This window comes from Candidatus Finniella inopinata, from assembly GCF_004210305.1.
GTDB classification, from domain to species: Bacteria; Pseudomonadota; Alphaproteobacteria; order Paracaedibacterales; family CAIULA01; genus Finniella; species Finniella inopinata_A.
In genome coordinates, this window is record NZ_SCFB01000004.1 from 1 (window position 1) to 23,128 (window position 23,128).

Here is a 23,128-nt window from a genome sequence, read left to right on the forward strand (position 1 = left end):
TAACAATCATCAAAACTTAGGGAAGGAAACTCTCTTAAATACTCCTCAATTCTGTCCAGTCCAAAGGGTGCACCGCAGTGCACCCATTCTTCCTGCATTACCTGTTTGCAAAGACTCAATAGATTGTTTTAATTCCACCCCTCGCTTGCTTAAAGTTTCGACCACTTCAGTGGGAGATAATAGCTTTTCTGCTGTCGGTGCGGGGACAGAACTAAGTGCTACTAGTGGTGCGGAAGCAGAACTTACGCGTTCCATCGCCTCCGCTTTAGGATCAACTGGGCTTGAAGGCGAACTGTAGCAATGGGTGATCATCATAGAAGAGCAGGCTAGGATCAGACTTAATGACAAGATGTAATTTTTCATACGAACTCCAAAAAAGCGAAAGACAACGTTAATACTTAATAAGTAAGATTCTAAATACGTTTTATAATATTTCTATCTCACAATCTGCTTCTTTATTATAAAGGTCAACTTTAGTGTTTTGCAAGTAGCGACATTCAAGCACCAATGCAAACGGGTTTTTATACCCCAACAATCTCAAGTGTTTTAAAGATTTGTTAACCCTTATTCTGATATACCATAATAGTAAGTTCAGTCACCAGGAGCCACAAGTCAATGATGTCATCTACTTTAAAAGGAAAGAAGGGACTGATTGTTGGGATTGCAAATGAGCAGTCCATTGCATGGGGATGCGCACAGGCGTTTCATGCGGCAGGTGCAGAGCTTGCTATTACATACCTGAATGATAAGACAGAACATTTTGTGCGGCCTTTAGCAGAAAAAGTCCAAGCCCGCATCATCCTACCGCTGGATGTGCAAAATGAAAACCAAATGAGCGAGCTGTTCCAAGCGATTGAAGAAACGTGGGATAACTTAGATTTTGTCCTTCACGCTGTTGCCTATGCACCCCAAAAAGATTTGCACGGAAGAGTTATTGACTGTTCAGTATCTGGTTTTTTAACAGCAATGGATATCTCTTGTCATTCTCTTTTGCGCCTGGCAAAAGGCGCAGAACCTTTGATGAAAAAAGGCGGCTGCATTTTGACGGCAAGTTATTACGGTGGAGAAAAAGTTGTTGAAAATTACGGCATCATGGGCCCCGTCAAGGCCGCTTTGGAATCAAGCGTTCGGTATCTGGCAGCTGAATTAGGTTGGAAAGGGATACGGGTCAACGCATTATCACCTGGCCCTATTGCAACCAGGGCCGCCAGTGGGATCTCTGACTTTGCAGACCTAATGGAGGCGGCTTGTTTACGATCACCTGGTTGTGAAACCGTTTCCATTGATTCCGTTGGTGCCTATGCGCGTTTTCTGGTGTCTGATGAAGCCCGATTTGTAACGGGATCCACAGTCTATATAGATGCCGGATATAACATCATGGCGGGTTAAAATCATGGTCGAGGATTTTATTGAAAATAAAACTTTCGATGAAATTAAGGTTGGGGATTCAGCTTCCGTTCAACACATCTTAACCTTTAAGGATATTCAACTATTTGCTGTTATGTCAGGCGACGTGAATCCAGCGCACCTGGACCGAAGGTACGCCGAAAGCGATATGTTTCACAAAATTATCGCCCACGGTATGTGGACGGGTTCGCTGATCTCAACAGTTTTGGGTACCCAGCTACCGGGCCCCGGCACCATTTATCTGGAACAAACATTTCATTTTTCAAAGCCGGTGGGTATTGGAGATACTGTGACTGCTAAAGTTACGGTCACTTCAAAGGATGGCAAGGGAAAAATTGTCGAGTTAGACTGTGTATGCATCAATCAAGACGGAAAAGAAGTCATGAAAGGTGTTGCAAAAGTTTTGGCACCCCTGGAAAAAGTTAAGATGCCAAGAATTACTCTTCCTAAAGTTCACTTTGAGAAAAGCCAGCGCCCCAATCACGCCCGTATTATGGGTCTGGCAAAAGGCCTGGAGCCGTTAATCACAGCTGTCGTACACCCAGTTAGATAGACTCTCCTTGCAGGGAGCCGTAGCAGCGCATCAAGCAAACCTTATCAAAGCAATCCTTGTTGGACCGGAAGAGCGGATTAAGATGGTTGCAAAGGAAGAAAAAATAGATATTTCTGGCCTGATGATCATCCCAACACTCCACAGTCACGCCGCGGCTGATGCAGCCGTTCAACTTCTTAACGAAGGTGGGGCAGAAGCCATTATGAAAGGGGCTATCCATACGGATGAACTACTTCATCCTATTATGGATAAGATAACAGGACTTAGAACAGCCAGAAGAATCAGCCACATTTCTGTCCTTGATACGTCCGCTTACCCCCGTTCTCTTTTTGTCACCGATGCTGCCGTCAACATTTTTCCAAGCTTGTCTGACAAAAAAGACATCATTCAAAATGCGATTGATTTATTCCATGCCGTAGAGCAGAGAACACCCCGGGTTGCGATTTTATCGGCGGCTGAGACTGTTAATGAAAATATACCGTCGACCCTGGACGCAACAGCCCTTTGTAAAATGGCAGAAAGACAACAAATCCAAGGAGCGCTTTTAGATGGCCCCTTGTCCTTTGACACCGCCCTTTCAGTAGAGGCCGCATGCCTCAAACATCTTCATTCTCAGGTTGCAGGAAGAGCAGATATTCTGATTGTGCCTGACCTAGAGTCCGGCAATATGATTTTAAAGCAATTCACTCTTCTTTCAAAGGCCACCATGGCTGGAATTGTTATGGGGGCTAAGGTCCCTATCATTTTGACAAGTCGTTCTAGTGATATCTTTTCCCGCCAAGCTTCCTGCGCGCTGGCGCTTTTATGGGCCAGAAATTCTTCAAAGAGGTAAGCTGTTGTCAGTCTGGACATAAGGCATAGCCAATGTGGCGGATAGTTTGCAGGGTTCGAGGCTGGCGCGGGTCATCACCAATTTTCTTGCGCAATCGGGTTATTTGGACATCAACGGTGCGTTCGCTAACCCGATGTCCCATCCGTTGGGCTAGCTCTTCTCGGGAGAAAGGTTGACGGGGGCTTTGCGCCAAGGTTTTTAACAAGATAAGCTCTGTCGATGTTAAATGAATAATTTCAGAATTATGACGTAATTGGCCTGTCTGTATACTAAACCGATACTCTCCAAAGAAAACAAACGGTATAATCGGCTTTTCTTGTTTGCGTCGTAATAAAACTTTAATGCGTGCTAATAATTCAGCAGGCTCAAACGGTTTGGTTAAGTAGTCATCAGCACCTGAATCGAAGCCAGATAATTTATCATGCAGCTGGTCGCGCGCGGTTAAAAGCAAAATGGGCGTCTCGTCATTTTTACGCAAACTTTGGGTTAATTCTAGGCCTGATTCTCCTGGCATCATAATATCGATAATCAACACATCAAAGGACTGGGAAGCCATGTAAGACCTGGCCTCGGCAGCATTCGATGCGGCCTGAACCCTTAAATCATTTGATGTTAAAAATTGCACCAAAAGGGAACGCAATCGCTGGTCATCATCCACCACCAATAAATTCGGTAAGTTTTTCGTAGATTCAAACACCTAAACCCTCCCAAAAATTGACAGCAGCATTTATGTCGTACAACTGTTCTAAGGAGGCGAACCCAGTGGGTGAAGTGACGTTGACTTCAGTTAGGTAATTCCCAATCACATCTAGTCCAACCAAATATAATCCCCATTGTTTTAAAAACGGTGCTAAAGCTTCACAAATCTCATGATCTCGGGTGTTCAAGTCCACGGGTACTGCGGTCCCGCCCACCCTTAAATTGCTACGCACTTGGTTGGTTTGTGGCTGTCTTAAAAAGGCCCCAACGGGCAGACCATTTACCAAAATAATCCTTTTATCGCCCTGTTTAACTTGGGGTAAATATTTTTGCAGCATAAACCCCTCTGGATAAAGGGTTGTATACAATTCTAAGACGGCCTGAATATTAGGATCTTGATCATGCAAATACACAATCCCCCTTCCCCCATACTCGTATAAGGGTTTTAGAATGACCTGCTGATGAGCGTTGATGAAGTCTGTCGCTTTCTGATGATCCACTGTCACCAGAGTCGGCGGAATAAAATCAGGAAAACCCAATATAAACAGTTTTTCACTGACGATTCTAAGTCCTTTTGGATCATTAATTACTTGAACCGAGGGTGGCAGGTGATCTAATAGAAATGTCTTGGTAAGATACGATTTATCAAAAGGTGGGTTTTGGCGAATTAAAACAAAATCAGCTGATTTTAGGTCCAATGTTTCTGTTTCTTGTGTGACAAGGGCACCATCTTTATTAAACTGAAAAAGAGATCCCCTAGCCAATAAACGGCCTTGGTCATACGTCAAATCATTCGGCGTATAGGCAAACAGCTTGCCCCCCCTTTTTTGCCCCTCTCGCCCAATCTTTAAAGTTGTATCACTTTTAAGGTCAAGGATGTTTAGTGGGTCAGCCTGAATGGCAATCATTGCGTTCATTTTTTGTCTAACGACTGCTTGTATGAATTGAGACATTTTATATCACTTTTAACTGCGGATTGTGATAAAAACTTATGGCTATTTTTTTAAATTACGATTAGGTTTCTCTTAATGTAAAAATGCCCCCAATGCGAAATTGATCATGTCTTCTAACAAACAGCCGCGCACATCTTTAAGTACTGAAACCTGGGAAAAACTTCGTTCTTTAAAGGGAGCACTGTCTTCTTCCCCCACAGAGGATCAAGAGCTACCAAGATCTCCAGACTCCAGAAAAGATGAACCAAAAGTAATAAACAAATCTGAGGAGCAAAAATCTGCCCTTCCCCAGGACTTGAAAAAAACTTGGATAGACCGTCGCAAAGAGCATGAAATGGTTATTGCCTGGTTAAGTTCAACCTTTCCCGAGGCTTTCAACTTTAAAAATCCAAAGCCTTTAAAAGTCAGCATTACCAAGGATATTTATGATCACTTGCCCGATGATGGAACCATCTCAAAAGTAAAACTAAGATCAGCCCTTAAATACTATACTCATTCAACCTATTATCTAAAAGCCTTGGCTGAATCTGAAGATCGTGTTGATTTATCGGGTGCATCTGTTGAGCCCATTGATGCTTCCCATAAGGAATTCACTCAGAAAATTCTAACCCAGCGCACTGAGCGGAAAAAAGACTTTGTCAAAAAGAGAAAGCCGTTTAAGGGGGGCGTTAAGAAGGAAATTAACAGTCCGAAATAGGAAAGGTCTCAAACGAACAGCTCACCTAAAAATCTTATAAATAAGGAACAAAGAGACCAACCCCAACAACCCCGTGTTCTCGGGTTCCCATGCGGCAGGTCTCCTTCTCTAATAAACTAATGTTGAGATGCTGCTCTTGCTGCCGTTATTTCTGCAGCCATATCCCTTGCCTGTTCGGCTTCCGTCGGCCATTTATCTCCAAAAGAATTTGCAGCTTGTAACAATATCGCCGGATCAAATCTATTCAAATAGTCTGAACCTTCTTTTTTGTAGCAAGATGCCCATGACCCATAATCTTTTGGATCATTCTCTAAGACATACTTTGTAGAATAAAGAGTAGCAGCTACACCAAAACGATGCCGTGCCAGAGCGTCGTCACCTGCCTGTTTGTAAGATGATGCAGCCCAAGAAAACATGGCAGCCGCATGTCCCAAAACCTCGTTATTTTTTGTTGTCTTGTAGTCTTTATCATAACATTCGGCTGCATTATCATAGTGTTGTGCAGCTTGCCTGTGATTTCCACCCCCACTAGAAGTTTGCCCAAGATTTCTATGCCCTTCTGCTTCTGAAATTAGAGATGTCGTAGCCTGATCTGACGCTAAAATCATATTAGGAGAAATGCTACAGAATCCTAAGATGAGGCCGGCTGTATAAAAAACATGTTTCATATGTAAACTCCATAATTATTTGTTGAACCAAGGGCATTGGATCATACAAACATAAATTACTCAATTAGGAATTAGCGCATAAAAACGTCGATCTGTTGGACGAAATTCACCTATATAAAAATTATTTTGCTCTCAACTTACTAATTGGCCAGGTATAAAGCCAATAACACCAGCGTTCCCATTTGTTGACTTTATATCGGTGCATAAAGGGCAGGACAGAATAATGCTCCCCTTGTGGATGACGATGATGCCAAAAAAGGACGCGCATTTTGCTCATGTCTGCCAGGGGCAAAATATACTTCCCCTGGGGTTCCTTTGCATACAATGTGCTGAGGATGGATTCATCATGATGGTGGTGAACAAAACCGGGACACGGCGCCAGCGTCGACTTTTCTTGGGGCGTCCCCTGATGCAAGGTTTCATGTTCTAAAACGCAAACGGGATCTTGACACCAATCCAACCATTTTTTAACAAAGGCTCTAGCCGCTGGCGTATTGCGATAAACTGAAATACCAGCCCAGATGTGAGGTGACTGGTAACAGGATTCAGTGTCACAATTCATGCGTTGCAGCGTTTCGCGTTGCGTAATCATGCCGCAATTTGTCCCTAGATCATCATGTTTGATCAAGATAATGTCATGGTCATGCGCCAGATTAATCAAAGGTGTCAAAGCTGCCGTCGCCACAAAGCCAGAATCAAGATAGATAACGATCGAATTCAAAGGAACAGTTTCCAACGTTCGTAAAATGACCCACGGCTTCCAGATCCAATAACCAGCACCACGGCTATAGCTAAAGATCTTAGCATTCCGTTTAATAAAGTCGGCATCTAAATGGTGTTTTCGATAGCTTAAGGTGAAGTCCACTCCCCTGTTAATGACAGAGCGGGCCAGGGCATTTTGGTTGCGCAGAAAAACCTCTGGCCCATCGGCGTAAGAGACCACATAGACAAAGGGTTTTGAGCCATCCTTTGTTTTTGGGGCATCATAGATGGCTTCCAAAGAAAGATCGTGGGTGTAAAGGGTATGGGCAATCGCGTACACCCAAGCCAGCACCAATACAGCGGCTGCCCAACAAAGGATTTTACGAAAAATAAGTAACATAGTTTTTTCTGTTTTCTGAAAGTGTTATATCTCTATAGCATGTGATGGGGGGAGAGTTTTTAAATGTTTGATGTGGCCTGGACGGAATATTTGTTGGTTGTTGTTGTGGCCTTGGTGTTGCTGGGACCAAAGGAGCTTCCCGTTGTTCTAAGGACACTAGGTCGCTGGGTTGCCAAGGCTCGGCAGATGACAAACAGCTTGGAACAGCAGCTCCACAGTTTAGATGATCCCCGGCCTGCGTCGGCCCTGGAAGAACCGAAAAAAGCTATTTTCACCTACCAACGGGTCTTTTTTAAGCAGCACCATACATCTTCAAGGACGTTTCAACGGGTGAATCCCTACCCTAACCCGTGGTTATAGATCCCCCAAAATGAGGGACCTACCCCCCTTAAAGATGTCTATTTAAGAACAGCCACTGGTGGCCCCACACGTATTACACTTTAGGCAGGTGCCGTTACGCACCATGGTAAAGTTTCCACAATCCCCGCACGCATCCCCTTGATAGCCTTGCAGTTTGGCTTGACTAACTCGGTCAGTGTCATTGCGTTTTTTAACTTTGGCGCTGGCCACGGCGTAGCTAACAATTTTACCATGGGTCCCGGTTGCTAGGACTACGTCTTCTTCTTCCTCTTCCTGAGATTGAAGCTCTGACGTTTCCCCTTCCCCTGATTTTTGCGACTCGGTCAACAAAACAGGATAATCAGACAACGTTCCAATCGTGTCTGGTGACAGGTCAGCCGGCTGGACGTGCGCCAAATCGTGGCGTCCCATATAGGTGATCGCCAGTTCCCGGAAAATATAATCCAGGATAGAGGTGGCCATGCGGATGGTGTCATTTCCTTCAACCAAACCAGATGGATCAAATCGGGTAAAGGTAAAGGCTTCCACATATTCCTCTAACGGCACGCCATACTGCAGACCAATGGAAATGGCCATGGCAAAATTGTGCATCAGGGATCGGAACGATGCGCCTTCTTTGTGCATATCCACAAAGATTTCGCCCAAGGTACCATCCTCGTAATTACCGGTACGTAAATAGATTTTATGCCCCCCGACGGCCGCTTTTTGCGTATAGCCCCCTCGGCGGTTTGGCAACTTGCGACGGTGCGAATGATGAATCACGCGTTCAACGACTCTTTCCACAATTTTTTCAGCCACAACCTGAACTTTTTCCGTTTGTGACAATTCCGAAATATCCTCGTCATCCAAAACCGCCGAATTTAACGGTTGCGATAATTTAGACCCATCCCGGTACAATGCGTTGGCCTTAATTCCCAAACGCCAAGACAGTAAATATGCCTCCTTACAGTCTTCAAGCGTCGCATTATTTGGCATATTGACGGTCTTCGAAATGGCGCCCGATATGAAGGGTTGAACCGCTGCCATCATTTCGATATGGCTTTGAATCGACAAAAACCGCTTGCCAATACGCCCACACGGGTTTGCGCAATCAAATACAGGAAGATGCTCGTCCTTTAGATAAGGCGCCCCTTCCAAGGTCATTGTGCCGCAACAATAGGCGTTCGCAGCCTCTATATCATTTTTGGTGAATCCCAAAGCCGTCAGCATATCAAACGCGGGGTCGTTCAATTGGTCTTCGGTAAAGCCCAGGGTTTTCTTGCAGAAATCCTCCCCTAAGTTCCACTTATTGAAAACAAATTTAATGTCAAAAGCCCCAGCCAAACTTCCCTTGATTTTGTCCAAGACAGCGTCTGTAAACCCTTTTTCTTTCAATGCCTTCAGGGAAAGAACAGTGTCGCCCTCTAACGTCCCATGACCCACCGCATATTGATCCATCTCTAGGATTTGTTCATCCGTATAGCCCAAGGTTTTTAAGGCCTTTGGCGCCATTTGGTTAATAATTTTGAAATACCCACCGCCAGCCAATTTTTTGAATTTAACCAAGGCAAAGTCAGGTTCCACACCGGTGGTGTCGCAATCCATAACCAAACCAATCGTACCGGTTGGCGCAATCACTGTTGTCTGGGCATTTCGATAACCATACTTTTCACCCAAACTCAAAGCCTCGTCCCATGCTTGTTTTGCCGCTTGTGCGACATCTGCCAATGGGCAATCTTTGCCTTTTAAGGCCACGGGCAAAATGGATAATTTCTCATAGCCTTTCGCCTCGCCATGGGCTGCCCGTTTGTGGTTTCGCATGACACGCAGCATATCGTCTTTATTCTTGGCATAGCCTGGGAAAGTACCTAGCTCTTTAGCTATTTTAGCAGACGTCGCGTAAGAAACACCCGTCAAAATCGCCGCCAAGGCTCCTCCCAACGCGCGTCCTTGGGCACTGTCATAGGGAATGCCCATTTGCATTAGCAAACCACCCAAGTTGGCATAGCCCAAGCCCAAGGTACGGTATTCATAAGATAGCTGAGCGATCTCTTTCGAAGGGAACTGCGCCATGGCAACGGAAATTTCCAAAACCATTGTCCACAGCGAGATCCCATGCTGGTACAGGGCCACATCAAATTTTTGATCGGCAAAGAATGTTGCCAAGTTCAAAGATGCTAAATTACACGCCGTATCGTTCAGGAACATATATTCAGAACAGGGGTTAGAGGCGGTAATCCTGCCGCTTTGTGGGCACGTATGCCATTCATTGATGGTGGTATCAAACTGTACGCCGGGGTCTGCGCAAGCCCAGGCAGCATACCCAATCTGATCCCACAGCTGGCGAGCCTTCAACGTTTTCATCACCCGTTTGTCGGTGCGCGCAGTTAAATGCCAGTCTTTATCCTCTACGACGGCCTTTAGGAATTCATTATTTAAACGGACAGAGTTATTAGAGTTTTGACCTGATACAGTCGCGTAAGCCTCGGAATTCCAGTCAGTATCATAAACGGGCAGATCAATATCTGTATGTCCCAGTTCAGCCAACTGAAGGGTCCGACGAATCGCATTGTCAGGCACCAAAGATTGACGGGCCGCATGAATCGCCTTTTTTAAGGGGGCATTCTTTTTTGGGTCAAAACGTTGGTCATCGGCCAAATCGCTGTTCAGGCAAGCCTGTAGCATTTCTGTTAAATGGCGCTTGTTTATTTTTGAGCCGGTGACAAGGGCTGCAACCTTCTGCTCCTCTATCACTTTCCAATTGATAAATTCTTCGATGTCGGGGTGATCAATGTCCAAGACGACCATTTTGGCCGCACGGCGCGTTGTACCGCCCGATTTAATGGCACCAGCGGACCGATCGCCAATTTTCAAAAAGCTCATCAAGCCGGAGGATCGCCCTCCCCCTGATAAATTTTCACCAGAGCCCCGCAAATTGGAAAAGTTGGTTCCTGTTCCTGATCCGTACTTGAACAAACGTGCTTCACGCACCCACAGGTCCATAATGCCGCCTTCGTTCACCAAATCATCATCGATGCTTTGAATAAAACAAGCATGGGGTTGCGGCCGTTCATAGGCAGAGCTGGAGGCGACTAATTGTTTGGTATGATCATCCACATAAAAATGCCCCTGGGCTGGCCCGTCAATGCCATAGGCCCAATGCAGACCTGTGTTAAACCATTGCGGGGAATTGGGGGCGCACATTTGTGCTGCCAACATATAGCGCAGTTCATCGTAAAACGCCAAAGCATCTTCTTCGCCGTCAAAGTATTTGCCTTTCCAACCCCAATACGTCCAGGCACCCGCCATACGATCAAAAACCTGTTTGGCAGACCGTTCACCAACAAATGTCGTTCCGGGTTTAGCCACATGACGCGACAACCATTCAGGCACGCCACTTTCTTCGACAATAATCGTCTCAACGGGGATGCCGGCTTTTCGGAAATATTTTTGGGCAATCACATCACACGCCACCTGAGACCACTGGGCAGGAACATCGATATCTTCCTGACCGAAAACAATTGAGCCGTCGGGATTTCGAATCTCGCTACTCGCTTTGCGGAATTCAAGTAAGCTGTAGGGAGACTGCGAAGCCACAGTCCAGCGGCGTTGTATCTTCATGGATAAAGGTTCCTTCTGTTCTAAAGAAATTTCAAATTTTCACTAAATGTAGTAGATTATTTTAGGGTCTTATCTACATCTTGTTATATAGATCACGAAAAAAGATGAAACACAAGTCTTGAAAAGACAAAAAAACGGTGATAGGGGGGATGATTTTTTTCAGGATTTTTTTTGTCCCCGAAATAAGATTTAAAAGAATTATTTACTGTATGTTAATGAATTTAGGTTCATTATAAAAATAAGTTTCATTTTAAATAGTTTAATTATCGTGACTTCAATTATTAAAAATATCACAATGATTTTTTTAAGCGTCTGTACGATAGTTGGGGCACAAGAAATGAGCATGGTCATTGAAGGGGTCGAGCATGGCCGAATCGGCACATGCCCCAGAGGTGAGAATGGGGAAATTCAAGTCTCGGTCCCAGCGGGGGGAACATCATGCCGCTTCATTGCACTTGAAAAGATAAGTAATACGGGGCGCATATCTCAGACCAGTTGGCATATGGCATATCCTGGTTTTAGTTATACCTTTCCGGCGCTTCCTAACGAAAGTTATACAAATATACTGGGCCCATGCGGAGCCAACGTAGTCAATCGTGTCATAGATTCCGATGGGGTTACAATCGCTGGTATTGAAGTAAGCTGGTTGGAAGTGGAATCACCACAAACAGCCAGCACAGGTTGAATTTTTTTATCTGCCAACACTATATTAGTAATACATATTCAATATATTTCTGAAATTTAATAATTAAGTGGTTTTTAAATGAATAAAAAATATATCTCAATATTTATAAGTGTTTTTTTGGCTGAAACACCTAAAGGAGAAGCCGTAACCCTTGAAGGTGTGACGTATGATGTCATTGAGTCAATTGCCAGCAATGTGGGCAAGGGAGCCGTCAAAATAAGTTTAGCCGCAGACGCTAGTGCACCAGGAGCGTGGTTAACGCTTGAGCATTCTGATGGAACCCAAGCAGGGTGGCAACATATCCGTCCTGGCGGCAATTATATCTGGCCCGCACCAAACGGGAGTGCTTATCATCAAGTTATCGCCCCTCACGCCGCCAATGCAGCCTTGTATCCCTCAACAGTAGGTTGGTTGGACGATTATTCTCATAGACAGTCCGTCTCCCCCGGGCAAGATATTTCAGGATTGGGCAGAGTTGCCGGGAATCCAAGTTCGGACCTTTCTCTTCCTACGGGTGCAGTGTACGCCACTCCTTTAAACGGAGAATGGGTACAATTGGATGTTAAGCCACTCGGCAATGGCTTTGATTACATTTGGGCATGGAAATATTATGTTTCAGGCTCCCCTCCAACGCTCAGCCAGATCAGAGGACTGCTCACAATTAGCAATTCATGATAGGATGATGTTTCTTAAGAGTTAAGCCAGGTTTGGCACCCGCCCCTGACCTACTTCTGTCGTATGCACACGCGGCGTATTTTGCGGGGGTCGGCTTCCATAACTTCGAATTCAATGCCCGATGTGGGGTGTCGGATGACTTCGCCCCTTATGGGCACGCGCCCAGCCAATAAAACAACCAGCCCACCCAATGTATCAATATCGTCATCGTGGTCATTTAAGGGCAATTCAACGCCAACAGCCTTGTTCAGCTCTTCCAGGGTTGTCCTGGCATCCGCAAAAATAGTGCCATCGGTGCGGATTTCAATTTGAACCGACGGTGACTGCTCGCGGGCATCTTGGATGTCGCCTATGATCTCTTCAATTAAATTTGAAAATGTAACCAATCCATCAACGCCCCCGTATTCATCAACGACAACAGCAACCTTGCTGCCTGTTTCACGCATTTTTAATAATAAATCCAGGGTGCGCATAGTCGGGGAAATATATAAAACGTTCCGCATCAAAGTCTTAAGGGCCCAAGGTTTTTTACTGATTTGCCAAGCCAAGATATCTTTAACGTGCAGCATGCCCACCACGTTGTCTAAGTTATCTTTATAAATCAGAATTTGCAAAACACCCGTTTTAACGAATTGTTGGATCATATCTTGGGCGCTAATGCCAAGAGGAACAGCGATAATATCAGCACGCGGTAACATCACGTCGTAAGCCGTCAGATCCCGCAAATTTAAGACGTTCCCTAAAAGCTCGCGCTCATTCGATTCAATCGACGGCTCAACTTCGTGAACTTCGTCGATTAATTCCTCAATTGTTTCTCGCAAATTGTTGTCATTGTCATTTTTCTTAAACTTGCGTTTAAAGATTTTAAAAAAGGAGGGTAACGATCGTGGTTCTTCTTTGGTCATAATATTTAGTATAGATGATTTCATTGATAGGGGTTAGCAACACCAAGAGACGATAAAACACTCACCTCAATCGATTCCATCTGTTCAGCTTGCGCATCAAGCTGATGGTCGTAACCGAGTAGATGCAATGTCCCATGGACTGTTAAATGCATTAAATGATTCAGAAAAGGTTTGTTCTGATCCTTGGACTCTTTTAGCACGGTTTCCAAAGATAAAACAATATCCCCCAAAATAAGCGAGGGTTGTTGTTTGCCTAGCAAGCGAAGCTCCTCTGGGGTGAAGGCTGGAAACGACAAAACGTTTGTGGGTGAATCTTCCCCCCGATAAGCATGGTTAAGCTGGCGGCTTTGCTCCTCGTCCGTCAGAAGAATGCTGACTTCACTTTCAAAATTCCACTGGACATAACTTAAACTTCCCCTGACAATTTCCGCTAATTTCTCTTGCCACTCGTCAGGTTGGTACCAGACCAGCCAGGGATCATGATTGATCTCGACCACGACCTCGTGAGCGGGGGTGATAAATGGTAAAGCTTTAGCCACGACTTTCATTCCCCTTTTGATCATATGCATTATAGGCTTTGACAATTTTGGCAACCAAAGGATGGCGCACCACGTCATTATCGTCAAATACAATAAAGGGGATATCACTAACAGCGTGCAGTACCTGCATCGCATGTCTCAACCCTGACATAACACCACCTGGCAAATCAATTTGTGTCAAATCACCATTAACGACCATACGTGAATGCGGGCCCAAGCGGGTGAGCAACATCTTCATCTGCATAGCCGTTGCGTTTTGAGCTTCATCCAAAATAACAAAAGCATGGGATAACGTTCGTCCGCGCATAAACGCTAATGGTGCCACTTCAATGACGCCACTACTTAAATGCTTGATGACCTGTTCTGCCGGCAACAAGTCATGCAGGGCGTCATAGAGAGGGCGCAGATAAGGATCAACCTTTTCTTTCAGATCACCTGGTAGAAATCCCAATCGTTCACCCGCTTCAACCGCTGGCCGCGACAAAATAATGCGGTCAATTTTCCCTTCCAACAACAAGGAAACAGCCTGAGCCACTGCCAAATAGGTTTTTCCGGTTCCAGCGGGCCCAATACCAAAAACCAGTTCGTTAGCTTGCATGGCTTGAACATAATCTGTTTGATGAGGATTCCTTGGAAAGACAATACGACGTTTGGTAACAATCGATATTTCAGAGCCTTGATCCAATAGCATGGAATCTGAGTCATCTGATTGGTTGGCCGTCACCTGACGAATGGTCAATTGCAGGGCGTGATCCAATTCTGAAATTCCAATGGATTGCCGCTTTTTCAACTGTTCATAAAGGTAAAGAACAGCCTTTTCAGCATACACGACTTGTATAGAGTCTCCCTCAAGGGTTATGCAGTTGCCCCTTAGGGACATAATAACACCTAAAGCTTCCTCGATGTATTGAAGATTCCGATCTTGCGGTCCTACCAAAAGGGCAAGAAGATGGTTATCTGAGAATTCTATAACGCGGGATTGTGACGCTGACAGAAAATTAACCTTTCAATAAAAACTTTTTGAACCTAAGCAGCACTGGCAACCGGCTCATTAGAATCAATGATAACGCCCATAAGACTGTTTGCATACCCTTCCTTGACCAAGATATCGACCAAGCTTCCCACAAGACGCTGGGGAGCCACCAAAGGAACGGATTGCATATAAGGCGTTTTCCCTAAGATCTGGCCAGGTATCTTGCCAACACGCTCGAACAAAACAGGTTGTACGGTGCCTACCTTTGTCCTGTTAAAGGCCCATTGCTGTTCGTTCAAGAGGTCTTGCAATTCATAGAGCCGTTCAGTCTTTATGGCCTCAGGTACTTGCTGGTCCATCGATCCCGCAGGCGTACCTGGTCGTATGCTATATTTAAAGGAATAGGCTTGAGCAAAGTTAACTTGCCTAACCAACTCAAGCGTATCTTGGTGATCTTTTTGAGTTTCACCAGGGAAGCCCACAATAAAGTCAGACGAAAAGGCGATATCAGGACGAGCCTTTCGAAGGCGATCTATGATGCCCAGGTAATCTTTTGCTGCATGCTTGCGATTCATCGCTTTTAACAGAGTATCGCTGCCTGTTTGAACCGGTAAATGCAAAAATGGCATTAATTGAGGAATTTGCCCATGTGCATCGATAAGATCCTGATCCATATCACGCGGGTGCGAGGTTGTATACCGAAGCCTTTGAAGCCCTTCAATCGAAGCCAGCTCAAGCAAAAGCCTTCCCAAACCCCACTCCTGGTTCACATTTGGTGCTTGCCCGTGATAGGCGTTCACGTTTTGCCCCAAAAGGGTAATTTCTTTAGACCCCAACTCTACCAGCCGCTTTGCCTCAATCAGAATATCCTTGGCGGGCCTTGAATATTCAGCACCCCTTGTATACGGAACAACGCAAAACGTACAGAATTTATCACAGCCCTCTTGTATCGACAAAAAAGCAGAAGTTGACGTTGATTGAGAGGCGGGTAGGCTGTCAAACTTGCTTTCAATTGGGAAATCTGTGTCAACAATCCCCCTGCCCGCTTTTCCTTTTTTTGAATCTTGTTGACGTGCCACTTGGGCAATCATTTCTGGCAATCGATGATAGGTCTGAGGCCCAAACACCATAGAAACATAGGGTGCCTGGCGAAGGATTTCATCACCCTCTGCCTGGGCGACGCAACCACCAACGGCGATCAACATTTCACCGCCCTGTTGGCGGCGAGTGGTTTGATGCTGTCTTAGACGACCTAAATCGGAATAAACTTTTTGTTCAGCCTTTTCGCGAATGTGGCAAGTATTAAGAATCGAAAGATCCGCCTGGGAGGGGTCATCAGTCAATTGATAGTTCAAAGGCTTCAAAAGATCTTTAATGCGGCCAGAATCATACACGTTCATCTGACAGCCATAAGTTTTTATGTAAAGATTTTTGATCATACTTATTTTACCATTCAGTAAAACATTTGTTTTCAAGTGTTTTGAGTTATTGCCTTGCGGTTCATCACCTGAATCGTCACCCCCGCAGAGGCGGGGGTCCAGTTATTTATGTCCTGGGCTCCCGCCTGCGCGGGAATGACTTCGGAGGTATTAAAATGACGACGGGAAACCCATAAATCATTTGAAAATGTGAAACACTAAGCTATTTGCTTTTGACCATTGTCATTTTGAGAAACAACTTTAAAGGCACGACGTCTGCCGTTTACACCAAGTCCGGTGTTTTTAGCAATCTGGCTACGTCTTTTAGCATAGTTGGGAGAAACCATCGGATAATCTGCACCAAGGCCCCACTTCTCGCGGTATTGGTCTAAAGACATTTTGTAAACCGTATTAAGGTGACGCTTTAACATCTGCAGTTTTTTACCATCTTCTAAACAGACAATATAATCATCAGTCACTGATTCAGAAATTGGCACGGCTGGGTTTTGAGGGGTTTTGCTTTGAAAACCGTTAGGGTCTTTATTCAGCTTGTTCAAAGTCTGATAAGTCTTGCTAATCACGTCCGATATGTCCTCTAAAGAGGTGGCGTGATTAGTAACATACGCAGCTGCAATTTGCACTGTATAATTTAGAAGTTCTTGATGGGTTAATACTTCGCTCATATAAAAAATCCTTGGAAAGACGCTATTTTGTATATTGTTATAGTTGTAGTTGGATCTTTAATCAACCATTATTTATATTTTTTCCAAAATTATCTTCATGCGTGGCAGAAAATCAATCATCTCAGCCAGCTAATTGAAACCCCCACTTAATAATTTTCGACGAATGAGCCTGCACAGCTGTCATTAAAACGACCCCCAACTTACCTTCTTGCAAAGGATAAGAGATCAATTGTTCTGCTCCTGAGCTTGCCAGACGATAAATATGTCCAGGTTGGTCAGCTGAGACTGACGACAGTTTAATTTTTATACTACGCTTTGACTGGTTGATGATTTCCGCCGATCTGTCAAAAATAAACCTAATACCAGCCACCCCTTCTTGGTTAAAAATAATTTTTTCCTGCCCTCTAAAATCATGCGGGTCTGCCGCCAAATAAAATTCTCGTTCATACATCAGGTCAAAACCGCCTTTATGACAGTGAAGTTGAGCCCATAGGTGGTGAGATCCATCTTTGTGGTGCCTGCTGGTCTCTAGCTTCCAACTGTTAGAATCCCCCTCCCCATCTAGCGAAACAATGTTTCCACTAGCATCATGGAATATCAAATCACTGGCGCAAACCAACCCTCGTTGCAAAACACTCCATTCAAAGTCCACCATTCCAAAAGCTTTGTCGGTTGTTTGATCGCCACTGTAGCATGGCTTCGTGTTCAAAATGATCACACCTCCCTTAGAAGTTAACCGTTCATACCCTGTATCAGCGCAGCGTTGCCCCCCCCTGGATCGTGTATCTGACAACGACAACACGCGATCCACCATCGCAGAAGAAAGAAAATGACAAGACAGACGCAGCGCATCCACTTGATTTAATGCTCCTGAAAAATGAGCCAACTCCCCGCTAGTGTGACGAAAAAAACGAACGATAGGTGCTATATGTTGGATGGCTTGTTGAAGAAACTCTGGCTCGCTTACACCGCAACTTCTTAAAACTCCCCTCATGTCAATCAAATCTCTTAACAGAAAAAATTGAATTTTAGGCGATCGGCTGACGTGCCCTCCATCCTCAAACAACTGTCGGCTCAAAAGTTTTTCCAATTCCTTCATATACACAGCCAGCCGGTAAGATGTCTTTTCCAAACAACACGTCGCGAAGATAAGTCCAACAAGGGCCTGAAAATGCTGCCAATCGGTGCGAGTATGAGTTTTATAGTTGTTTTGAAGATATCGATATTGACGATGTAAACTTGTAAAAAATAACCGTTTGAATTCATCATCAGCTGTGGCGCCAAAAAAATCATAAAGGCTTAACCAGAACCTTATTCGCTGACCCATCACCTCTGGATACCAAGACGGCTCAAGCCAGTTTTTTCTAGCCCATGATCCATGGCTCTGAATCCAATATTTAATAAGCTCTCGGGCACGCTTTCGACTAGCGTTCGTTCCTGCTGTCCGCAAATCGCGAAGCCATTCAAAACTATGAAGAAATAGCAAAAACCCCTTGGGGCACTCACGACTGTGACTAAGGAACCTTGATACTTCCTTTAACGGGACAAAGTAATCCCCCATCTTAAAGGATCCCTCCACCAGACTTTGACCGGCCATACTGTCGCCGGGCCACAAATCTGTTAAAACAATCGACGGAATAGATTCTGTTGACCCCATCAAGCGCAAACCGTATAGGGGAGTTGCTTGCAAAAGGCGTTTCCAACGTCCGAGAAAGTTGCGGGATTTTATCAAAACGATTTTCCTATGCAAGAAAGGAGGCTGGTTTTTAAACCAGTTTTTTCCCTCAGACGCATGAGGGGTTTTTGGACATACTGCATACAAGAAGGGCCGCCCAAAAATTCCGCAGCGCCCGCCCCGCCACTCAACCACGACACGAATCTCCCTGTTGCCCGCAATCTTTCGATTTTTGAGCAATGTCTTTCTATGGGGTTCCAATCCCATAGAAATTCGGCTAAAGTCTCGAAACCGGTTCCAAGACTCTACCCCAGGCAATTCCCTTGCTTTGAATAACAAAAGAAGGATTTTATCTATCCTCTCGCGCACCCGACCAATCTCAGGTGTAACTAACCACCAAAACCAGAGTACTATGGAAATGGTTAACAAATTATTACGGGAAAAACTTGCGGGCATCTCTCGGCTTCTATTTTCCATGAAAGCCCCTCAATTTTTGCACGCGATCAGCAAGTGTCTCAGAAGAATCGCTAAAAAGGTAGCTACCCGCCACCAAAACCTGGGCACCCGCTTCCACAACTAAGGGTGCCGATTGGTCATTCAGACCACCATCTACAACAATAGAAATATCTGGTTTTTCTTTATCTAAAAATGCCCGCAACGCCCGAATTTTTACCATCATCTCTGGCAAAAACTTTTGTCCACCAAACCCGGGGTTGACTGTCATGACCAGGATTAAATCAACCTGATCCAACAAGGGATAGAGGACTTCCAGGCCCGTTCCTGGATTTAGGGCGATTCCAGCCTTTAATCCAAGTTGTTTAATTTTTTGTAAACATCCATGGGGGTGATAAACAGCCTCGGGATGAATGGTCAAATGGTTGGCACCAGCAGCAGCAAAATCATCGATGCACTTATCAACACAACTGACCATCAAATGAACATCTATGGGCAGAGAGGTTGCTTTTCGAATTTGTCTGACCCATTCAGGACCAAAACTGAGATTAGGGACGTAATGACCATCCATAACGTCTATGTGCAACCAATCAGCACCAGCTTTGGTGACATGATCAATGTCACTCTGCAGATGCAAAAAATTCGCTGATAACAAGGACGGCGCCACCAAAGGCAAAAAGGTCGACATTATATTTTTTCATTATGGAAATATGCCTTATGCTAGCGAGAAGCGATACTATAAATCAAGGACTTGGATATTCTTTTTTTCAAGGACTACGATCTGCATAAAAGAGTCCCATTATGCCCAAAGACATCAACCTGACAGAAAAATTACAAGATTATTGCCACCACCATTTTTTAAATGAATCAAGGGTTTTGCAAGCTTTACGTAAACAAACCCAAACCATGCCAGAAGGCAGCATGCAGATAACCCCCCTACAAGGCCAGCTGTTGGGATTTCTGGTTAAAATGACCAATGCGAAGACAATATTGGAAATTGGCACTTACACCGGCTACAGCAGTTTGACCATGGCCCTCAGTTTACCTGAGGAGGGTCGGATCATAACTTGTGACAGAAATGTAAAGTGGACAAACGTTGCAAAAAAATATTGGGAATTGGCTGGTGTCAGCCACAAAATCACCCTTATGATGGGAAAGGCGGTCGATAGCTTACAAAAATTGATCCAACAACAAGAAACTTTCGACTTAGTCTTGATCGATGCAGACAAAAGCAATTATGGGACCTACCTGGAACTAAGCTTGAGTCTTTTGAACCCCAATGGCGTCATTTTGGTCGATAATATGCCCTGCACCCCAAAAACTGGACACAAAGTTAAGAGAGTTTTTTAGCTCCTGAGTGTTGTATAAAAGACAGCAACTGAAGGAAATAAAAAATGGGAAAGATCCGCCAACAACACAGCGGCAAAACGAAATTAGAAGCAGCGATTGCGATGATCAGTGGCAAGAGCCCCGTATCAGAACTTTCACAAAAATATGGCGTTCATCAAAGCGTTCTCCAGAGGTGGAAGAATGAGCTTTTGGATGGTGGGCCTGAGATTTTCAGCCGTCGCAAAAAACCTAAAGAAAATGGCCCCACAGTTGACGATCTTCAACGCAAGATTGGCCAGCTCACCATGGACTTAGATTTTCTAAAAAAAGCGTTGGGGAAATGAGCGTTAGAGAGAAGCGCTCCATTATTTCCCCGGACCAAAGCCTGATAATTCAAAGACAATGCGACCTTCTCGGGCTTCACCGTTCAAGCTATTACTATGCCGAAAAGGAAGATGAATCTTACACTGAGATTATGAACGAAATCATGGACATATGGAGGGAACACCCCTTTTTTGGCTATAGGAGAATCACCGGCTGGCTTTTGGATCGGGGAATACGCATCAACCACAAGTGCGCCCTGCGATTGATGAAACTTATGGGATTGCGGTCCATATTACCCAAACCCCGGACAAACACCTCCATCGCAAATCGTGAAAATGCTGTCAGACCGTATCTTTTGAAGGAGCTTGTGATTGATCACAAAAACCAAGTCTGGGCCACGGATATCACCTACATCAAGCTCCCCGGCGGCATGGTCTATTTATTTGCCTTGATCGATTGGCACACACGATTTGTTGTGGGCTGGAAGTTGGCCAACACAATGGAAGCAAGTCATGGGATTGAAGTTTTAGAGGAGGCCATAAAACGTCACGGATCGCCGGAGATTGTGAACTCGGATCAAGGCAGCCAATTCACAGGGGAAGCTTGGATCCTAGCGGCAGAAGCCCATGGGATCAAGGTGAGTCATGATGGCGTGGGGCGCTGCATTGGTAGGGTCAAGCAGTGGCGCGGTATCCCGTTTCCACTGCCTGCCACATCAAACCGGACGTGCGCTATTAACGCATCCGGCTTTCGTTCAGAACCTCATGCTTTCGCTTTCGGCACGTCAGCCATGACGCAAGCTATTTTATAGAGGCCGAGCTTTCCATAAAGGTGCTCGGTCGGAAATTGGCGATGTCCTTTGGTCCCTCTCATTTTATGCTTCTTCACCAACCAACGTCGAAGACGCTTTTCTGTATACTTTCGAACCGTATGGTAGTTCTTTAAAACAGGTCCCTGATTAAAGTAGCCACACCAGCCTCGCAGAATTTGGTTTATTGCCAATATCCTCTTCTCTGCTGTTGTCCAGGTCAATTGAATACGCGTCTCGTTATGGATCTTCTGAATAACTTGTCGAACCGCTTTCTTTGATGGCTGGGTTCCCCAATAGGCCTTATGCTCTTTATTATAAGCCTGACCGAATGTGTACCCCAGAAAATCAAAGGATTCATGCGGCGCTTTTACAATCCTGGTCTTCGTTTCGTTCACAAAAAGCCCTATACGTTCCATAATGGTACGCATAGAATGCATTGCCTCTTCCGCTATGTGGGGAGGACAACAGATGACAAAATCATCCACGTAATTCACCACTTTTGCATTGAGCCGTTTTTCCATGCCGAATTTCTTCCAAGCCAGCAAAAACCGTCTGAAGTAGCAGTTTGACAATAAGGGTGATAGCGGAGATCCCTGGGCTATCCCCCTATGGTGCTCTTTTGCCTCAGACGTTCGATGCGTTCTCCCATGCCGGTGTTCCTCTGTTGGTACCTCTAGCCATTGTTTGATGAGATATAAAACCTTCCCATCAACAATACGGCGACTGAGGCACTTCATCAAATCACCATGGGGGATTGTCGTAAAGTAATCCTGAAGGTCAGCATCAACAATCTCTGTTCGCTTGGCGTCCGTCACATGATAGTAAATGCGACGAAGCGCCATTTTTGCATTAATACCTGATCTGAAGCCATATTGCTCTGGCAATAAATCGACTTCAAATATCGGTTGTAAGACAAGTAACATTGCTGTTTGGACCACGCGGTCCTTAATACATGCAATGCTTAACGGACGAGAGATGTTTTTGCTGTTTCCTTTCGGAATCCATACTCTTCTGAGGGGCTTGGGGGCATAAACCCCTTGTCTCAGCTCCTCGTGCAGTTCCAAAAGCCACTTTTCCTCCCCTATGGTTATAATATCCTCAAAACGCTGATGGTCCACGCCATGGCTACCCCCGTTGCGTTTGCATTGGCGGTAGGCACGTCGTAAAACGTCTGTCCGGTAGATTTTATCCCATAGGCTGTAGAATTTGTAGCTAAGTTCTGCCTTGGCTTTTGCATGTAATGCGTTTTGAAGGACCTCAACTTTACAGCGATCTTTTGCTGTTTTAGATGTTCCTAGATTTTTATCAATCATCCTGCTCGTTCCTTTTGACGCATTTGTTCTAAACCAGGGCCCCTTTCCTCCGTTGGCATTACCCAACTTCATCGGTACTACGGGCCCCTCCGCCATCTCGTCTGGTCAGTGTCTACCCCTCACGAGGCCACTGTTTACGGCTTGCCACACCGTCCCAGCAGAGACTTCCCCTGTTGGACATAGGTCCTCTTTTGTACGTGCCATCATCACTACCCCGGTGGCATAGAAAGGATTAAGGTTGCTCTCTGCCCTTTCTACAGCGGCTTTCCCCAATATTATGGTGGGTCAGCTACCACATTAATCTTCTCGGAGCCTGCTCGATGTTCGCTGCGCGCTACGGCCCGCACAATCGTTGATCATCTACATGACCTTTTCTTCAGATGCTTTAACCCATTCGTTACCTCGTGAGCTACTCCAAAGTACTTCCGGCCGGAGCAACAGTTTACCGGGTGGAATTCGCACCCACTGAACCTA

General features: G+C 45.1%; 22 protein-coding genes and 1 pseudogene. 10 read left to right on the forward strand and 13 right to left on the reverse strand.

Translation table 11 applies throughout. The features are described 5' to 3' along the window. The 3 genes and pseudogenes from EQU50_RS08430 to EQU50_RS08625 form a co-directional block, all read left to right on the forward strand. The coding region (locus EQU50_RS08430; RefSeq protein WP_207216288.1) for a hypothetical protein at window positions 1-298 on the forward strand (298 nt) is incomplete at its 5' end. 317 nt (window positions 299-615) lie between these two features. Then, entirely contained in the window at window positions 616-1,389 is a 774-nt protein-coding gene (fabI, locus tag EQU50_RS01895; RefSeq protein WP_207216289.1) for an enoyl-ACP reductase FabI, read from the forward strand. A gap of 4 nt (window positions 1,390-1,393) precedes the next feature. Then, window positions 1,394-2,792 (forward strand): annotated as a pseudogene (locus EQU50_RS08625) (bifunctional enoyl-CoA hydratase/phosphate acetyltransferase). Window positions 2,793-2,799: 7 nt separating this feature from the next. Here EQU50_RS08625 and EQU50_RS01905 read toward each other — a convergent pair. Then, window positions 2,800-3,489, reverse strand: a complete 690-nt coding sequence (locus EQU50_RS01905; protein ID WP_130153475.1) for a response regulator — start codon at window positions 3,487-3,489, stop codon at window positions 2,800-2,802. Continuing rightward, the gene (gene gshB / locus EQU50_RS01910) at window positions 3,482-4,444 is read right to left on the reverse strand and encodes a glutathione synthase (protein ID WP_130153476.1); all 963 of its coding nucleotides are present in this window, start codon (window positions 4,442-4,444) and stop codon (window positions 3,482-3,484) included. The genes EQU50_RS01905 and gshB overlap by 8 nt, the downstream gene beginning before the upstream one ends. Window positions 4,445-4,550: 106 nt before the next feature. Here gshB and EQU50_RS01915 point away from each other — a divergent pair, with 106 nt between their 5' ends. Then, on the forward strand, window positions 4,551-5,141 hold the full coding sequence (locus tag EQU50_RS01915; protein WP_130153477.1) for a ProQ/FINO family protein: 591 nt from the start codon (window positions 4,551-4,553) through the stop codon (window positions 5,139-5,141). Between the two features lie 116 nt (window positions 5,142-5,257). On the opposite strand, the gene EQU50_RS01920 is transcribed toward EQU50_RS01915, so the two are convergent. Both EQU50_RS01920 and EQU50_RS01925 read right to left on the reverse strand, forming a co-directional pair. Further along, window positions 5,258-5,809: a hypothetical protein gene (locus EQU50_RS01920; RefSeq protein ID WP_130153478.1), complete on the reverse strand. Its 552-nt coding sequence runs from the start codon at window positions 5,807-5,809 to the stop codon at window positions 5,258-5,260. Window positions 5,810-5,930: 121 nt separating this feature from the next. Beyond that, window positions 5,931-6,911, reverse strand: coding sequence for a hypothetical protein (locus EQU50_RS01925; protein ID WP_130153479.1), 981 nt, complete (start codon window positions 6,909-6,911; stop codon window positions 5,931-5,933). A 63-nt stretch (window positions 6,912-6,974) separates the two neighbouring features. Between EQU50_RS01925 and tatB the strand changes: the two genes are divergently transcribed. Further along, window positions 6,975-7,271 carry a Sec-independent protein translocase protein TatB gene (tatB, locus tag EQU50_RS01930; protein WP_130153480.1) on the forward strand — a complete coding sequence of 99 codons (297 nt, stop codon included), beginning with the start codon at window positions 6,975-6,977 and terminating at the stop codon, window positions 7,269-7,271. A gap of 42 nt (window positions 7,272-7,313) precedes the next feature. Here the strand turns inward: tatB and EQU50_RS01935 are convergent, their stop codons facing one another. Further along, window positions 7,314-10,871 (reverse strand): vitamin B12-dependent ribonucleotide reductase, encoded by a 3,558-nt coding sequence (locus EQU50_RS01935; protein WP_130153481.1) that lies wholly within the window; start codon window positions 10,869-10,871, stop codon window positions 7,314-7,316. A 337-nt stretch (window positions 10,872-11,208) separates the two neighbouring features. On the opposite strand from EQU50_RS01935, the gene EQU50_RS01940 reads away from it, so the two are divergent. After that, entirely contained in the window at window positions 11,209-11,556 is a 348-nt protein-coding gene (locus tag EQU50_RS01940) for a hypothetical protein (RefSeq protein WP_130153482.1), read from the forward strand. 78 nt (window positions 11,557-11,634) lie between these two features. Next, entirely contained in the window at window positions 11,635-12,231 is a 597-nt protein-coding gene (locus EQU50_RS01945) for a hypothetical protein (protein WP_130153483.1), read from the forward strand. A gap of 50 nt (window positions 12,232-12,281) precedes the next feature. Here EQU50_RS01945 and EQU50_RS01950 read toward each other — a convergent pair whose 3' ends face one another. The 7 genes from EQU50_RS01950 to rpe all read right to left on the reverse strand — a co-directional run bounded on the left by EQU50_RS01950 (window position 12,282) and on the right by rpe (window position 19,565). Beyond that, entirely contained in the window at window positions 12,282-13,160 is an 879-nt protein-coding gene (locus EQU50_RS01950) for a hemolysin family protein (protein ID WP_130153484.1), read from the reverse strand. Beyond that, complete coding sequence (ybeY, locus tag EQU50_RS01955; protein WP_165380295.1) at window positions 13,157-13,675, reverse strand: rRNA maturation RNase YbeY; 519 nt, start codon at window positions 13,673-13,675, stop codon at window positions 13,157-13,159. The genes EQU50_RS01950 and ybeY overlap by 4 nt, the downstream gene beginning before the upstream one ends. Further along, entirely contained in the window at window positions 13,668-14,555 is an 888-nt protein-coding gene (locus EQU50_RS01960) for a PhoH family protein (RefSeq protein ID WP_165380296.1), read from the reverse strand. Before EQU50_RS01960 ends, ybeY begins: the two co-directional genes overlap by 8 nt. A gap of 146 nt (window positions 14,556-14,701) precedes the next feature. Further along, window positions 14,702-16,087: a tRNA (N6-isopentenyl adenosine(37)-C2)-methylthiotransferase MiaB gene (miaB, locus tag EQU50_RS01965; RefSeq protein WP_130153487.1), complete on the reverse strand. Its 1,386-nt coding sequence runs from the start codon at window positions 16,085-16,087 to the stop codon at window positions 14,702-14,704. Window positions 16,088-16,284: 197 nt separating this feature from the next. After that, window positions 16,285-16,749: a Ros/MucR family transcriptional regulator gene (locus EQU50_RS01970; protein ID WP_130153488.1), complete on the reverse strand. Its 465-nt coding sequence runs from the start codon at window positions 16,747-16,749 to the stop codon at window positions 16,285-16,287. 121 nt (window positions 16,750-16,870) lie between these two features. After that, window positions 16,871-18,901 (reverse strand): hypothetical protein, encoded by a 2,031-nt coding sequence (locus tag EQU50_RS01975; RefSeq protein ID WP_130153489.1) that lies wholly within the window; start codon window positions 18,899-18,901, stop codon window positions 16,871-16,873. Next, window positions 18,891-19,565 (reverse strand): ribulose-phosphate 3-epimerase, encoded by a 675-nt coding sequence (gene rpe, locus EQU50_RS01980; protein WP_130153490.1) that lies wholly within the window; start codon window positions 19,563-19,565, stop codon window positions 18,891-18,893. The genes EQU50_RS01975 and rpe overlap by 11 nt, the downstream gene beginning before the upstream one ends. A 113-nt stretch (window positions 19,566-19,678) precedes the next feature. On the opposite strand from rpe, the gene EQU50_RS01985 reads away from it, so the two are divergent. The 3 genes from EQU50_RS01985 to EQU50_RS01995 are packed head-to-tail and all read left to right on the forward strand — an operon-like array spanning window position 19,679 to window position 21,341. After that, complete coding sequence (locus EQU50_RS01985; RefSeq protein ID WP_130153491.1) at window positions 19,679-20,227, forward strand: O-methyltransferase; 549 nt, start codon at window positions 19,679-19,681, stop codon at window positions 20,225-20,227. A 44-nt stretch (window positions 20,228-20,271) separates the two neighbouring features. Continuing rightward, window positions 20,272-20,550: a helix-turn-helix domain-containing protein gene (locus EQU50_RS01990; protein ID WP_130153492.1), complete on the forward strand. Its 279-nt coding sequence runs from the start codon at window positions 20,272-20,274 to the stop codon at window positions 20,548-20,550. Further along, window positions 20,547-21,341, forward strand: a complete 795-nt coding sequence (locus EQU50_RS01995) for an IS3 family transposase (protein ID WP_130153493.1) — start codon at window positions 20,547-20,549, stop codon at window positions 21,339-21,341. The genes EQU50_RS01990 and EQU50_RS01995 overlap by 4 nt, the downstream gene beginning before the upstream one ends. Here the strand turns inward: EQU50_RS01995 and ltrA are convergent. Then, the gene (gene ltrA, locus EQU50_RS02000; RefSeq protein ID WP_130153494.1) at window positions 21,293-22,654 is read right to left on the reverse strand and encodes a group II intron reverse transcriptase/maturase; all 1,362 of its coding nucleotides are present in this window, start codon (window positions 22,652-22,654) and stop codon (window positions 21,293-21,295) included. The genes EQU50_RS01995 and ltrA overlap by 49 nt on opposite strands. Window positions 22,655-23,128 lie beyond the last annotated feature (474 nt).

What these genes read in the sequence shown, in the direction of transcription:
- tatB (WP_130153480.1), top strand. Translation starts at nt 6,975, where the DNA reads ATGTTTGATGTGGCCTGGACGGAATATTTGTTGGTTGTTGTTGTGGCC.
- EQU50_RS01935 (WP_130153481.1), bottom strand. Translation starts at nt 10,871, where the DNA reads ATGAAGATACAACGCCGCTGGACTGTGGCTTCGCAGTCTCCCTACAGC.
- EQU50_RS01985 (WP_130153491.1), top strand. Translation starts at nt 19,679, where the DNA reads ATGCCCAAAGACATCAACCTGACAGAAAAATTACAAGATTATTGCCAC.
- ltrA (WP_130153494.1), bottom strand. Translation starts at nt 22,654, where the DNA reads ATGATTGATAAAAATCTAGGAACATCTAAAACAGCAAAAGATCGCTGT.
- EQU50_RS01920 (WP_130153478.1), bottom strand. Translation starts at nt 5,809, where the DNA reads ATGAAACATGTTTTTTATACAGCCGGCCTCATCTTAGGATTCTGTAGC.
- EQU50_RS01950 (WP_130153484.1), bottom strand. Translation starts at nt 13,160, where the DNA reads ATGAAATCATCTATACTAAATATTATGACCAAAGAAGAACCACGATCG.
- EQU50_RS01940 (WP_130153482.1), top strand. Translation starts at nt 11,209, where the DNA reads ATGAGCATGGTCATTGAAGGGGTCGAGCATGGCCGAATCGGCACATGC.
- EQU50_RS01995 (WP_130153493.1), top strand. Translation starts at nt 20,547, where the DNA reads ATGAGCGTTAGAGAGAAGCGCTCCATTATTTCCCCGGACCAAAGCCTG.
- EQU50_RS01915 (WP_130153477.1), top strand. Translation starts at nt 4,551, where the DNA reads ATGTCTTCTAACAAACAGCCGCGCACATCTTTAAGTACTGAAACCTGG.
- EQU50_RS01970 (WP_130153488.1), bottom strand. Translation starts at nt 16,749, where the DNA reads ATGAGCGAAGTATTAACCCATCAAGAACTTCTAAATTATACAGTGCAA.
- EQU50_RS01990 (WP_130153492.1), top strand. Translation starts at nt 20,272, where the DNA reads ATGGGAAAGATCCGCCAACAACACAGCGGCAAAACGAAATTAGAAGCA.
- EQU50_RS01960 (WP_165380296.1), bottom strand. Translation starts at nt 14,555, where the DNA reads ATGTCCCTAAGGGGCAACTGCATAACCCTTGAGGGAGACTCTATACAA.
- gshB (WP_130153476.1), bottom strand. Translation starts at nt 4,444, where the DNA reads ATGTCTCAATTCATACAAGCAGTCGTTAGACAAAAAATGAACGCAATG.
- EQU50_RS01945 (WP_130153483.1), top strand. Translation starts at nt 11,635, where the DNA reads ATGAATAAAAAATATATCTCAATATTTATAAGTGTTTTTTTGGCTGAA.
- EQU50_RS01925 (WP_130153479.1), bottom strand. Translation starts at nt 6,911, where the DNA reads ATGTTACTTATTTTTCGTAAAATCCTTTGTTGGGCAGCCGCTGTATTG.
- EQU50_RS01975 (WP_130153489.1), bottom strand. Translation starts at nt 18,901, where the DNA reads ATGGAAAATAGAAGCCGAGAGATGCCCGCAAGTTTTTCCCGTAATAAT.
- fabI (WP_207216289.1), top strand. Translation starts at nt 616, where the DNA reads ATGATGTCATCTACTTTAAAAGGAAAGAAGGGACTGATTGTTGGGATT.
- rpe (WP_130153490.1), bottom strand. Translation starts at nt 19,565, where the DNA reads ATGTCGACCTTTTTGCCTTTGGTGGCGCCGTCCTTGTTATCAGCGAAT.
- miaB (WP_130153487.1), bottom strand. Translation starts at nt 16,087, where the DNA reads ATGATCAAAAATCTTTACATAAAAACTTATGGCTGTCAGATGAACGTG.